The 14835-nt window shown below is 36.1% G+C and carries 10 protein-coding genes; 9 read left to right on the top strand and 1 reads right to left on the bottom strand.

The features are described 5' to 3' along the window. Both B5X53_RS08580 and B5X53_RS19320 read left to right on the top strand, forming a co-directional pair. The coding region (locus B5X53_RS08580; RefSeq protein ID WP_143533248.1) for a T9SS type A sorting domain-containing protein at positions 1 to 1730 on the top strand (1730 nt) is incomplete at its 5' end. Positions 1731 to 1817: 87 nt separating this feature from the next. Beyond that, positions 1818 to 2666 (top strand): hypothetical protein, encoded by an 849-nt coding sequence (locus B5X53_RS19320; RefSeq protein ID WP_232764153.1) that lies wholly within the window; start codon positions 1818 to 1820, stop codon positions 2664 to 2666. Positions 2667 to 2842: 176 nt separating this feature from the next. On the opposite strand, the gene B5X53_RS08590 is transcribed toward B5X53_RS19320, so the two are convergent. After that, a complete protein-coding gene (locus tag B5X53_RS08590) occupies positions 2843 to 3604 on the bottom strand; it encodes a VIT1/CCC1 transporter family protein (RefSeq protein WP_079712836.1) in 762 nt (253 codons plus the stop codon). A gap of 241 nt (positions 3605 to 3845) precedes the next feature. Between B5X53_RS08590 and B5X53_RS08595 the strand changes: the two genes are divergently transcribed. From B5X53_RS08595 to B5X53_RS08625, 7 genes are all read left to right on the top strand, one after another. Then, on the top strand, positions 3846 to 4244 hold the full coding sequence (locus B5X53_RS08595) for a hypothetical protein (RefSeq protein WP_143533249.1): 399 nt from the start codon (positions 3846 to 3848) through the stop codon (positions 4242 to 4244). 69 nt (positions 4245 to 4313) lie between these two features. Continuing rightward, positions 4314 to 8648: a CusA/CzcA family heavy metal efflux RND transporter gene (locus B5X53_RS08600; protein WP_079712838.1), complete on the top strand. Its 4335-nt coding sequence runs from the start codon at positions 4314 to 4316 to the stop codon at positions 8646 to 8648. Further along, complete coding sequence (locus B5X53_RS08605) at positions 8645 to 9775, top strand: efflux RND transporter periplasmic adaptor subunit (protein WP_079712839.1); 1131 nt, start codon at positions 8645 to 8647, stop codon at positions 9773 to 9775. Before B5X53_RS08600 ends, B5X53_RS08605 begins: the two co-directional genes overlap by 4 nt. Beyond that, complete coding sequence (locus B5X53_RS08610; protein ID WP_079712840.1) at positions 9768 to 10040, top strand: hypothetical protein; 273 nt, start codon at positions 9768 to 9770, stop codon at positions 10038 to 10040. Before B5X53_RS08605 ends, B5X53_RS08610 begins: the two co-directional genes overlap by 8 nt. A 498-nt stretch (positions 10041 to 10538) precedes the next feature. After that, positions 10539 to 11492: a glycerophosphodiester phosphodiesterase family protein gene (locus B5X53_RS08615; protein WP_079712841.1), complete on the top strand. Its 954-nt coding sequence runs from the start codon at positions 10539 to 10541 to the stop codon at positions 11490 to 11492. Positions 11493 to 11613: 121 nt separating this feature from the next. Continuing rightward, positions 11614 to 13428, top strand: coding sequence for a glycoside hydrolase family 2 protein (locus B5X53_RS08620; protein ID WP_079712842.1), 1815 nt, complete (start codon positions 11614 to 11616; stop codon positions 13426 to 13428). 368 nt (positions 13429 to 13796) lie between these two features. Then, the gene (locus B5X53_RS08625; protein WP_079712843.1) at positions 13797 to 14828 is read left to right on the top strand and encodes a LacI family DNA-binding transcriptional regulator; all 1032 of its coding nucleotides are present in this window, start codon (positions 13797 to 13799) and stop codon (positions 14826 to 14828) included. The last annotated feature ends 7 nt before the right edge of the window (positions 14829 to 14835 follow it).

Below are 14835 nucleotides of genomic sequence, written 5' to 3' on the forward strand. Positions count from 1 at the left end.
AGAACATCACTGTTCAACTGGATGCTGAAGGAAATGCAACTATCACTCCGGCAATGATCGACAATGGCTCATCTGATGCTTGTGGAATTTCAGATTTTAGTTTGGATATAACAGAGTTGAGCTGTGAAAATGTTGGTGAGAATCAGGTGACTTTAACTCTTACCGATAATAACGGTAATGTTTCTGAAGGAACAGCCATAGTAAGGGTAGAGGATTCTGTTGTCCCGCTAGCCTTAACGCAAAACATCACTGTTCGATTGGACGTAGATGGGTACGCCACTATCACTCCTGAAGATATTGATAACGGCTCCTCAGATAACTGTAAGATTACATCGATGAGCCTTGATATTGAAAGCTTTAGCCGATCGAATGTGGATAATCCTGTTACAGTGACCTTGACAGTGACCGACTTTAGCGGTAATGAGACTTCAGAATCCGCTATTGTAACGGTGGAAGATTTTGAAGCTCCAATCGTTGATGTCCCGGAAATCACAGGAGTGACTTTTGAAGGTAACACCTTTACTTATGATGGCACTGAACATAGTATTTTCGTCGATGGTCTTCCTGAAGGTGCTACAGTAGAATATGACAATAACGAACAAACTAAGGCGGGGACTTATATTGTGACCGCAACAGTAAGCCTAGAGGGATATGAAGATCTGATGTTAACAGCGAATATGTCAATTGATAAAGCATCGCAGAGTATCACTTTTGATGAACTTGAAGATCTAAATCAACTAACCGATGAACATCTTCAATTAAATGCGACTTCCACTTCTGGGTTACCGGTAATTTATTCTTATACTTATGAGACAGCGAATCCTGCGGCCACAGTTGGTCCTCGAGGATTTGTTAGAATTCTAGGTGGAGGACAAGTTGTTATTACCGCTACTCAGGAAGGAAACCAAAACTATGAAGCGGCTGATCCGGTTGTGAGAACATTAACTATAAATGGTAGTGAAGCTCTCCTGAATACGGCGATAATCAATGGAGTTACTTATTCCAATCCTGATGAGGATATTTATTATCTCATTGGTTGTGGAAATTCTGAGAATGAGGTTCAAATTGAACTTGAACAAAACCAGGGTTCTTCAATCGATCAGAATAATAGCTTTACTATGAATACGCCAACACCTGGGATCTACCGGGAAACGCTAACCGTGACATCGGAAGATGGAAATTCCACCAGGACCTATAATATTACAGTAGAGAAGAATTTCAATTTCGAGGATATCGTGATTCAGAAGTTTAATAATGTAATGCTGGTGAATAATAATCCTGAGACCAATGGCGGTTACAACTTTGTGAGTTACCGCTGGTATAAAGATGGTTCGGTAATCGGGAATGAACAATACTTTTCTGCAGGAAAAAATGCGGATGACCTTTTGGATGCAGGGAGTTCTTATTACGTAGTACTGGAAACCGAGGACGGAGAGATTTTGAAAACCTGTACTTCTGAGATCCAATTGAGGAGTTCCTTGAACGTTTCATTAGCACCTAACCCTGTTAGTTCAGGGGGAACAATGGAACTATTGGCGGATTTCCCTAAAGAAGAACTTGAAACCATGCAGCTGTCCATACACAATCTTAACGGGATGCTTATCAAGGAAATGAAATCGAACAGGAAAATAACAAGCATAACCTTACCGTACACGCTTCAAATGGGTGTTTATGTACTCAAAATTAGAACGGAGAATATCAATAGGTCTGTTAAGTTTATTATCAGATAAGGAGTGCTTGTAGGTTTAAAAAAACAATAAAGATTAATCATAATTATGAAAATTAATAATATAAAATCAACCAATAAGCTAGGCGTTTTGAGGTTAGTAATAATGTTTACGCTAATTTGTGTGAGCGGGCAGGTTTTGGCTCAATCTAATAATGAAGTCTCATTTTACCTGCAGGGTTCGTTTTCTGAGTTAAGTTATGAAGCGTTAGGAAATAATAGCGAACTGGAGAATGGTTTTGGTGTTGGAGCTAAGTATGCCTATTACCTTTCAGATAACTGGAGTATTGGTACAGGTGCTGAATTCCAGTACATGGAAGGGTCGGTGTTTTTACCCAATATCCAGGGTGCATTTATGACCCAGGATCCAGAAGGGGAGGAGTTTGAATTTAGGTATAATGCTAATAATTTTTCGGAGAACCAGGAAGTATATTTTCTGCATATCCCACTAAAAATTCAGTATGAATCCACTGGGATGACGCGATTTTATGCAGCTGCCGGGGTTAAGGCAGGTTTGGTTTTAGATTCAAAATACAGAAGTTCAGCAACTTCTCTTGAAACCATTGGTTATTATCCCCAATACGATGTTGAACTTGCCGATCCACAATTTGCGGGATTTGGTGAATTTGGTGTAGTGAATAGTGTTAAATCTGGTCTGGATCTGCAAACCAACTTTGTAGCCCACCTGGAAAGTGGAGTGAAACTTATGTTGGAAAACAGTCAGTCCCTTTATATGGGGTTATTCATGGATTACGGACTTAATGATATTAAACCTGGTGTTTCAGGGGAAAGGCTTATTGATTATAATAATCAGAATCCAACAGCTTTTACAACTGGTAGTCTTTTGTCTTCCCGAAGTGATATGAATTCAGTCCTATATGTTGAAGAAGTTAGGACACTGGCTTTCGGCCTAGAGATTCAATACGCATTTCAATTTTAAAATGTTTTTGATTAATAGTGTATGCCCTTTCATTTTTTGGAAGGGCATTTTTATTTTACGGTAAATTTACTATGAGCTTAGGATTCTAAATGGATAGATTCCAATTATTATTTGAGGAATAGCATTCTTAACTAGATATTTATTTTTTAGACAAGAATGAATTATCCCGAATTAAACTATAAAAACATTTTTTCCAGTACGTCTCCTACGTAATAGGCAAGAAATGCCGCAATTCCACCCAATAAAAGGGTTTCGAGAATTCCTATAATTACATTTTTTTCAGTTACTAAACTTTTTAGTGCTCCCACAATTGAAAGTGCAACTGCGGTAAGAATACAGGAATAAAGAAAAAGTTGAGAATTTATGTTGGAGGTATCATCACTCATAAATACATAAGAAAGAAGAGGAACGGCTCCCACCACTATAAAACTTATAAAAGTGACTCCGGCCGTTTTATACGGAGTTTTTTCACCTCTTACCATCTCGAGTTCCTCTTTCATCATAGTATCTACCCAAACATCCTTGTTGGCTGTTATTACTTCTATTACCTGTTCCAGCAATTCTCCACTAAAGCCCTTCGCGCTATAGATCTCCCTTATTTCCTGAACTTCCTTTTCTCTTAAATTTTCAATTTCCCAGTATTCTACCTGCCTGTGTTTATCGAAATTATCTTTCTCGGCTTTGGTAGAGAAAAAATTACCTACAGACATAGAAAAACCATCTGCAATTAAATTAGCTAAACCCAGTATGATCACTACCGAAATCCCCAGGCTTGCGCCTTCGGCACCGGCTACGACAGCGAAGGTTGTTATTGCTCCATCTATACCTCCATAGACAAATTCTCCTATATATTCTTTATTGAAAAATAATCTTTTTCCACCCGAATGAAGAACCGTTTCATTTTTTCGAGACCGTTCTGGTGGTTTGTTATCTAACATAACGACTTTATATATATAATAAAGTTAATAGAAAAAGATTAAAATAATCACGCAAATTGAAGATTAAAAGATCAGGATTATCAGGGATGTTTAATAAACAAAATCAAATTAAAACAGATTAGGAAATTTAAGTGTTTATAATTGGTTTAAATTCTTCATACTACGAAGTTAAAATTAATAACTTTCATATATTTGGAATTAATTCTGGCGCTTCATTCAGTCACGGTTTTATTTTTATAAAATGAATTCTATCCTTTCCATTGGTCTATCTATGCTCTTTCTATTCCAGGGATTTACCCTAAGCCTAAGGGATTTAGCGCAAATTGGGGATTTGGTTGAACACGTGAATTTTCATGCTAGTACCTACGGGGATAGCTTTGAAATTTTTCTATCTAAACATTATGGCGAATTAAAAGAGAAACATACGAGAGATAATCAGGAGGAAAAAGATGAGCATGAAAAACTCCCATTTAGCCACCAATGTAATATTCATAATTTTATTGTATTTGTTCATATACCTAATGATTATTTTTCTTCTAAGGTCATTTTAGGTTCAAACACTTCACCTATCTTTTTTTATTCAGAATCTTATTCTTCTATTAGAGAATCCGAGATTTTTCAGCCTCCTCGATTAGCATAAAATTTTAGCTTTTAAAATTCTTACCTACAAGATGTTTTCTTGTGGTTCATTTGTTTTATACACAATTTTATGCTTTCAAAAATTATAAAATTTAGTTTGGAGAACAAACTTATTGTTCTTCTGTTTACCCTGTTTATTGCCGGCTATGGTGTTTATTCGCTCACTCAAATTCCTATTGGAGCTGTTCCTGATATCACCAATAACCAGGTACAGGTAATAACTACTTCCCAGAATCTTTCTACCCAGGATATGGAGCAATTCATCACCTATCCTGTAGAACTTGAAATGGCAAATTTACCTGGGGTTAAAGAAATACGTTCTGTTTCAAAATTTGGCCTTTCGGTAGTTACTATTGTTTTTGAAGATAATTTGGGAACTTATTTACCCCGGCAACTAATTTCCGAAAAAATTGAATCAGCTTCACAGAATATCCCAGAAGGTTTTGGAACGCCTGAAATGGGTCCTATTACCACAGGGCTGGGAGAGATATATCAATATATTCTTGATACAAAACCTGGTTACGAAAATCGGTATTCTGCTACGGAGCTTCGTACAATGCAGGACTGGATTGTAAGACGTCAACTTTCCGGTATTCCCGGCGTGGTAGAGGTAAATAGCTGGGGAGGAAAACTTAAACAATACGAGGTAGCCATAAATACAGAAAAACTTATGGCTATGAACATAAGTACAACAGATGTCTTCACGGCCCTTGAAAAGAATAATAGTGTTGCAGGAGGTGGATATATTGAAAAGGTAAACCAGGCTTACTTTATTCGTGGAGAAGGACTTGTTACTTCACTAGAGGACATTGAGAACATTGTAGTAACAAGAATAGGAAGTAATCCTGTTTATATAAAAGATATTGCTAGCGTAGGTTTCGGAAATGCCACCCGCTATGGTGCTATTACCGCCAATGGAGAGGGTGAAAAGGTACTGGGGCAGGTAATGATGCTTAAGGACGCAAACTCAAATAAAGTAATTGAAGCAGTGAAGGAGCGGGTAGAAACCATTTCGGCAAATTTACCGGAAGGTGTTTATATTAACGGTTTCCTTGACAGGAGTGTGCTTATTGGTAAAACCACTTTCACCATTGCCGAAAACCTAATACTCGGTTGTCTTATTGTAATATTTGTTGTGGTTCTTCTTTTAGGTAATTTCAGATCGGGACTGGTTGTGGCATCAGTTATTCCGCTTTGTCTTTTATTTGCTCTGTCGCTTATGTACATTTTCGGTGTAGATGCCAATTTAATGAGTTTGGGAGCCATAGATTTCGGAATAATCATAGATGGGGCCGTAATTATTGTGGAGTTTATAGCATTTAAAATCACCGCCAAAAAAGGTGAACTTCAAAATCTCCAGTCTCAAGAAAGAAGGCTTGTAAAAGATAGAATTACTTTCTCGGGAGCTTCAAAAATGATGAATTCAGCGGTTTTTGGTCAACTGATAATACTTATTGTTTTTATACCTATTCTTTCCCTTAGCGGAGTAGAAGGTAAGATGTTTAAACCTATGGCTCTTACATTTAGTTTCGCCCTTATAGGGGCTATGATCCTTTGTTTTACATATGTGCCGGTTATGTCTTCTTTGTTTCTAAAACCATCTAATTTATCAGATAAGAATATTTCTGTAAGCTTAATGCGTTTTTTAGCCCGAGTGTATGATCCTGCTATCCGTTTTGCTCTTAATGCCAAAAAACTGGTGCTGGTTCTTGCTTTACTAATTCTCGCAATTTCCATATACATTTTTAATAGTATGGGAGGAGAGTTTGTACCTACATTGGATGAAGGGGATTTTGTAATTCAACCTGTTCTAAAGACGGGAACATCGCTTAGTGAAACTATTAAGTTAACTACTCAAATTGAGAATATACTTCTGGATAATTTCCCAGAAGTAGATCAGGTGGTTACCCGAATAGGTGCCGCAGAAGTGCCAACGGATCCTATGTCTATGGAAGAAAGTGATGTGATTATTACTTTAAAGCCAAAAGGAGAATGGGTAAGTGCAGAAAGTAAAGATGAACTGGCAGGTAAATTTAAAGAGGCTCTTGCTGTAATCCCGGGTATGGGTGTAGAATTTACCCAACCAATTGAAATGCGGTTTAATGAGCTAATCACTGGGGTACGTGCTGATATTGCAATTAAAATCTTTGGAGAAGATCTTAGTGTTTTAGGTACTAAAGCTAACGAGATAGAAAACCTAATAAGCAATGTAGAAGGAGCAGCAGATATAACCGTAGAAAAGGTTGAAGGACTTCCCCAAATGAATGTAAAATATAATCGGTCTAAAATTGCTAGATACGGCTTGAATATAGCAGATCTTAATGATCTGGTAAGTATGGGGTTTTCTGGTAAGACTGTGGGTAATGTTTTTGAAGGTGAAAAAAGATTTGACCTGGTAGTAAGACTGGATCAAGCCAAAAGGAAGGATCTTGAAAGCCTGCAAAACCTTTATGCAGATACCCCTTCAGGAGATAAAATACCATTACGGGAATTGGCCGATATTTCATACCAAACCGGTGCTGCTAAAATTTCCAGAGATGATACCCGTCGCAGGATTGTTGTAGGGGTAAACGTTCGTAACCGTGACTTGCAATCGGTGGTAGATGATATACAACTACTTATCAATAATAATATTGAGTTACCCGTAGGTTATAACATAGCGTATGGGGGGCAATTTGAAAATCTTGAAAGTGCCAGGAAAAGGCTGCTTATAGCCGTACCTATTGCACTTATTTTAATTTTTATTCTGCTTTATTTCGCCTTTAAATCGGTTAAGGAAGCACTTATAATTTATTCAGCAATACCATTGGCTTCGGTTGGCGGGATTCTACTTTTATGGATTCGGGATATGCCTTTTAGTATTTCCGCAGGAGTAGGTTTTATAGCCTTGTTTGGAATTGCAGTGCTGAATGGAATTGTTCTTATTGAACATTTTAAAGAATTAAAAAAAGAAGGTGTGCCACATAATAATGATCTTATTATCTCAGGAGCAAAAGACAGGTTGCGTGCAGTACTTTTAACAGCCTCGGCCGCCGCCCTGGGGTTTCTTCCTATGGCGGTTTCTTCAAATGTTGGAGCTGAAGTGCAAAGACCATTAGCAACCGTAGTGATAGGAGGTTTGGTGTCAGCTACTTTACTTACTCTCATTGTATTGCCGGTTTTATATTCCATTTTTGGAAATACGACCCGTATAAAACCAGCTAAAAATAAACTTAGAGGCGGAACGATGCTGATATTACTATTATTTAGTGTACCAGGTTTCGCCCAGAAAAAAGACCTGAATTTTGAGCAAATAAAACAACTTGCCAGGGAGAATAACGCAGGTTTAAAAGCATCTAAGCTTAGTACAAAAGAAGCTGAAGCCATGATAAATACAGCCTTCGATTTTAGTAATACTGAAGTTTATTATCATTACGATCAAAATAATCTGGCAGTAAACAACGAACCTTTAGAAGTATGGGGAGTACAACAAGATTTCTCTTTTCCTACAGTGTATACTTCAGCCCGGAGCCGTAATAAAGCAGAGTTTAATCTCCAAAGCCTGATCTACGAACTTACCGAAATGGAGTTTGAAGGCGCACTGGCTTCAGCATATTACCGTTTACAGTATGAGATGGAGCGGGAGCAAGTATATGCTTACTTAGATAGTATTTATAAACGTTTTTCCCATTCAGCTACCAGGCGGTTTGAACTGGGAGAAACAAATTACCTGGAAAAGATTACGGCCCAGGCAAAACAAAGGGAATTACAAACAAGGTATGAACAAGCGGGAGAAGCGGTTAATATTGCCAGGCAGCACCTTCAAAGATTGGTACAGGCAAATGAATCATTAGATGTAGCCAAAATTGAGCTGCCAAAATTGGAAATTGAAAATATGGGAGTAGAGGCACACCTGGTTTTAGATTACCATAAGGCAAGGATTTCGCTATTTGAAGCTGATGCTCGTTATCGAAAACAGCAATTATTTCCCGATATAAGTATTAATTATTTCACGGGTACCAATTCCAGGTTAAATAATTATTTATACGGATACCAGGTTGGGCTTAAAATTCCGATTTTATTTACAGGTAAAGCGGCGCGTATAAAAGCTACCGATATTGCAGAGGAGCGAGCTTTACAAGAAGCGGAAGATGCCAAGGCTTTCCTTGAATCAAAATACCTCACCTTAAGTGCTGACCTTAGGAAATACAGTCAGGCGCTTTCTTATTATGAAAATGAAGGGAGTGATCTTTCAGCAGAGATTCTTAAAACTGCTAATTCGAGTTACCAAAACGGGGAAATCGATTTCCTTGAATACATTCAAAGTCTTGAAAGTGCCAATCAAATTCTCTTATCCTATTTAGAGAATCTCAATGCCTATAATCAAACTGTAATTGCCATTAATTATTTAATACCACAGGAATGAAAAATATCAAATTTACATTATTTATCCTTTTTCCCATTTTACTCCTTAGCTGTAGGAATGTTGAAGAGAATAAAGATCATGCTGGAAAGCTTGGTTCCAACGAAGTTTTTGTGACGTCAAATCAATTCAGCAGTAACCAAATGCAACTGGGTAATCTCGTGGAAAAAAGCTTCCCTGAAGTGGTAAAAACTACTGGAGAAATAGATGTGCCACCAGAAAGCCGGGTGGCAATAAATGCTTTTATAGGAGGATATGTAAAACGTATCCCACTACTGATTGGAGATGAAGTTAAAATTGGTCAGGCAGTCGTTACATTAGAAAATCCTGAGTATATAGAAATCCAGCAAGAGTACCTGGAAGTAGCAGAGCAACTAACTTATCTTAAAGCAGATTTTGATAGGCAAGAAACCTTACTAAAGGAGAAAATAACTTCAGAAAAGAAATTTCTGCAGGCAGAAAGCGAATTTAGGAAAAATCTTGCCAGGTATAATGGTTTAAAGCAGAAATTAAGAATGCTTAATATTAATCCTACCAAGGTGGAGGAGGGCAGTATAACTTCAGAAGTTACAATCTTTTCTCCAATTAACGGTAGGGTCACCAATTTAGGTATAAGTCGGGGTATGTTTGTTTCTCCGACAGATCGTATAATGGAGATTATTGATAAAGAGCATATGCACCTTGAGCTAATTGCTTTTGAAAAAGATATTTTGAAAATTAAAGAAGATCAGGATATAACTTTTAGGATTCCTGAGTCGTCTTCTGAATCTTTTAATGCTAAAATCTATTTGGTAGGAACATCAATTGACAGGGATAGTAGAACTTTAAAAATACACGGCCATTTGCCAGATAGTTTAGTTGATCAATTTTCTGTGGGAATGTTTGTAGAAGCAGATGTATTAACCAATAAATCTACTCATTTTGCATTACCTGAGGAGGCTGTCATAACCCAGAACGAAATTTCGTATGTACTTCACTTAGAAGAAGAAAATAAAGAGGGATATATTTTTAGAAAACAATCTGTAAATGTTATAAACACGTTTGAAGGATTTATTGGAATCGCTAATGAATCAGAGTTCACAAAAAAGGACCGCTTTTTAGTAAAAGGAGGTTTTAGACTAATTGATTAAATTACAACATCTCCCTACACATAAAGAACATTTGAATGACATCCATAGGTTTAAAATTAATACATCCGCTACGATTAAAGCAGAAGGTCAGGCCCACGTTTTGAGTCGGTTAGAGGGGGAGAAAATTGAGATAATTACTAAAGATAGTATTTCATTTTTTCACTATGCCGAATCTTTTGTGATACCGGCAGCTGCAGAAGAGTATATTATAAGGAATTTAACAAAAGAACCTGTAATGATGGTTAAAGCTTTTGTAAAAAATTAAATTTTGAAAAGTAATAAAAAATAACCGGGGAATACGCTGGTTATTATTTCCATTAATGGGAGATTAAAATTATAAAAATTAAGGAATAAAACTAAAACGTTTTAGTTTTATTCCTTAATTTTATTTTTTTCTTATTAAAGTTGTATCCAGAGAGAATTAACCTGGACCTTATGAAAAGTTGAAAAAGGAATAGTGCACCTAAGTTGGAGCTAGATTGGTTTTTAGAAGGTTTGCATTGATAAAGAAGGAAAGATTTCAAAAACGGCAACTAACCTTGATCTTTCTTTCTTCTCATGCAAAAATAGCGTGATTTGGAAAAAGAGATAAATATTTTTTTGATCGAACGGCTGATAAGGCTTAAACGAAGATAAGATCCTGTAAAAATAGAAAATAACGGTACTTGTAAGAAACGAGGGCTAACGAATAAAAGTCATCTTTCAGAAGGTAATTCCGGAATTTTTTCTTTAATAAAATTAAATCATTTAAAATTATTGATTAATGAAAAAAAGCATATTTTACTTATGGACATTTTGTATCGCTATATTTTGTATAACGGGATGTAAAGTAAAGCAGGATTCATCAATTTCTCCTCCTGAAACCGCTATCAAATCATTTCCTAAATTTCTTAACGAAGGCCATAGAGGTGCAAGTGGTCTTATGCCTGAGAATACTATTCCTGCAATGATAAAAGCAATAGAAGAGGGAGCAAATGTAATTGAAGTAGATGTGCATATAAGTAAAGATAATCAGGTAGTGGTAACTCATGATCCTCAAATAAATAGGTCAATTAGTTTACTTCCAAATGGGGAAGAATTGGAAGAGGGAGATACAAAAAAACAATTTGTATATCAAATGAAGTATTCCGAGATCCGTAAATTCGATGTAGGTACTAGGTTTTACTCCAAATTTCCCGACCAGGAGTCAAAAAAAGCTTACATACCATTGTTGAGTGAACTTATCGATTCGGTAGAACAATTTACAGCAGATTATAATTACCCTCAAGTGATTTATAATATTGAGATTAAAGCTACTCCGGGAAAAGACGGAATTTATCAACCAGCGCCTTCAGAATTTGTAGATCTTGTTATGGAAGTGGTGCGAAAAAAAGATTTAGGTAATAACAGGTATTATTTACAATCGTTTGATATTAAACTTCTACAGCAAATTAAAAGGCAGTACCCCAATGTTATAACAGGATTTCTAACAGGCAGTAAAGAATTTTCCTTAGAAAAAAATATAAATCTTCTGGGTTTTACCCCACAGATTTATAGTCCAAATTTTAGCTTGGCTAAGATTGAGCTAATAGAAAAGAGTCATAGATTAGGGATGAAATTTGTGCCTTGGACAGTAAATTCGAAAGCTGATATGGAAAGATTAATTGAGATGGGTGTAGATGGAATTATTACTGATTATCCTGATCGATTAAATCAATTAATAAATTTGAATAAGTAAGTTCGAATATTTTCTAGTTAAATAATAGTATTGTTATTCGGAAGTGATCCCATAACATCTATATTTTTTAATTAAATAAAACGTTTTAGTCTTATTTTATAACTCCTAAACAATAAAAATTATGAAGCTGATTCGGATATGTTTTCTTTTCGTTTTTGTGCTATTTTCATATTCTGCGTTTTCCCAATGGCAACCTGCCGGCGAAAAACTAAAAACCGAATGGGCCAACAAGGTTCATCCGGATAATGTATTACCGGAATACCCGCGCCCCGTTATGGAACGGGAGGAGTGGAAAAATTTAAATGGCATATGGGAGTATAGTATAGCTGGTAGAAGTACTAACAAACCATCAGCTCATGATGGGGAAATATTGGTGCCGTTTCCCATAGAATCCAGTTTGTCCGGGGTGATGAGAAGGGTGGAGCCGTCCCAGGTTTTATGGTATGATCGAAATTTTACAATTCCCCAGGAATGGGATGGCAAAAATATAAAATTAAATTTCGGGGCTGTAGATTGGGAGGCTGAGATTTGGATCAATAATGTGAAAATTGGAAGTCACACTGGGGGATATACGCCATTTTCATTTGACATTACTCCATTTCTAAAAGATGGAGAGCAGGAGATAAGCATAAGAGTTTGGGACCCTACAAATGAAGGCCCTCAGCCCCGGGGAAAGCAAGTTAGGGAACCAGAAGGAATATACTATACTCCAGTAACGGGCATATGGCAAACGGTATGGTTAGAACCAGTTAATCGCAAAAGTTTTAAAAAAGTCAATTTCACGTCTGATATTGATAACAATACCGTAAAATTGGATACAGAAACTACAGACTTTGAATCTGGAGATATAGTAGAAGTTATAATTTTAGAAGATGATAAAGAGATTAACAGATCGAAATTTACCGCCGGGGAAAGTTTAGATATAATTCTCAGTGATCCAAAGCTATGGTCGCCTGACTCCCCCTTTTTATACCGAACAATTGTTAAGCTTATAAGTGACAAAGAAATAGTCGATGAGGTAAAAAGCTATTTCGCAATGCGTAAAATATCCAAAAAGAGAGATGAAAATGGAATAGTGCGAATGCAATTAAATAATGAAGATTATTTTCATTTCGGTCCTTTAGATCAAGGCTGGTGGCCGGACGGTCTTTACACTGCTCCAACCGATGAAGCTTTGAAGTATGATATTGTAAAAACAAAGGAAATGGGGTATAATATGATCCGAAAACACGTTAAGGTTGAACCAGCCCGCTGGTATACCCATTGTGATGAGCTAGGCATTTTGGTGTGGCAGGATATGCCTAGCGGAGACCAACAGAAAGACTGGCAGATGCGTAAATATTTCGAGGGTAATGAACTGGTAAGGTCTGCTGAATCAGAAGAAATTTTTCGTAAAGAATGGAAGGAAATCATGGATTATCTTATGCCGTACCCCGGTATTGTTGTTTGGGTTCCTTTTAATGAAGCATGGGGACAATTTAAGACTGAGGAAATTACAGAGTGGACCAGTAATTATGATCCAAGTAGACTAATAAATTCCGCTAGTGGAGGGAATCATTTTCAAACCGGAGATATCCTGGATTTACATCAGTATCCAGATCCGCAATTGTACCTATATGATGCTAACCGCGTAACCGTCTTAGGTGAGTATGGAGGAATCGGGCTGCCTATGGATGGGCATCTTTGGGCAACAGATAAGAATTGGGGCTACGTACAGTTTGAAAGTACCAAAGAAGTTACGGATAAATATATTGAATATGCAGAAACGCTTAAAGATCTCATTAGAGCCGGGTTTTCAGGTGCTGTATATACTCAAACTACTGATGTTGAAGGAGAGGTGAATGGTTTGATGACTTATGATCGTAAAAAGGATAAAATGAATATTAAAAGGATTAGTAAAATAAATCGTGAAGTTATAAATATTTTGAAAGAATAGTTTTTCAGAATTAATAAAAGTTAAATTTTGATCCATCTTATATAATCGATTTTAAAAAACTCACCCTGGTGTAAAAACATATATGAATTGTACATAGAAAATAATATAAATTAGGTCTTTGTTTTAACCTAAGTATTTACCGGTTCAGAACTTCAACGAAAAAATAATTAATAATAAATTTTTCGATTGTCTCTTCTTCAGAATCAAAAATAATACTCAAAAAGCTTATTAAAGGTGTTTTATTCCCTTATTAATAGTATTAATTAATTATTCTTATTTTATTTGTCGGGAAATAAAATTTAATATTAATGAAACCCGGCTTAAAAAGATTTTAAGCCAGAGTTTATATTTTTGATAGGGGCATATTTATGAAAAAAGCTAAAAAACATTCTGTAAAGGGGATTGCAGAAAAATTAAACATCTCACCGACTACCGTCTCTTTTGTTCTTAATGGAAAAGCTAAGGAGAAGAAGATATCCGATGAGATGATAGAAAAAGTTTTAGCTTACGTTAAAGAAATAAATTATAAACCCAATCAACTTGCACAAAGTCTTCGTACGGGCAAATCCAAAATTATTGTTTTTATGGTGGAGGATATTTCAAACCATTTCTTCGCCAGTATTGCCAGAAAAATAGAAGATCTGGCCTATGAACAAGATTATAAGGTGCTTTTCTGCAGTAACGAAAATAAGGACAAAAAATCCCGGGACCTTATCCAACTTTTTAAAGATAGACAGGTGGATGGTTATATAATTAATCCAAGTCCCGGTATTAGAAATGATGTAGAAGCCTTAATCCAGGATGATATTCCTGTAATATTATTTGACCGTTATTTTCCCGGGTTAAAAACACATTATGTTGGTATAGATAATGAAGAAGCATCTTACAAAGCGACACTTCATTTAATTGAAAATGGTTTTAAAAAAATTGGTTTTATTACTCTTGCCACTACACAAACCCAAATGGCAAATAGGAAAAAAGGATATTTGAAAGCAACAAAGGAACATGCACTTGCTTCTAAGGTTCTGGAAATTGAATTTGATTCGGGCAACCCCAAGATTAAAAAAGAACTGATTAAAGAGTTTATATTCAAAGAAGACCTGGATGCTATTTATTTTTCTACGAATTATTTAACACAAAGTGGATTAGAAGTTTTTAAGGAGAATTCACCGGAGCTTATTGATAAATTTGGTATTCTTACTTTTGATGACCACGAGTTTTTTAAAATTCACACCCCTACTATTTCTGCAATTGCGCAGCCGAAGGATGAAATGGCTTCTGAATTAATGAAGTTAATGTTAGTCTTGCTTAATAAGTCTTCTAAAGATTTATCTCCAAAAGAAATAATATTAAAAACCACGTTATTCCCACGTAATTCCACGCTGGTAAAAAATCATTAGTTGCTTC

Origin of the sequence: Salegentibacter salinarum (genome assembly GCF_900168115.1) — a bacterium.
In the GTDB taxonomy this organism is placed as follows: Bacteria; Bacteroidota; Bacteroidia; order Flavobacteriales; family Flavobacteriaceae; genus Salegentibacter; species Salegentibacter salinarum.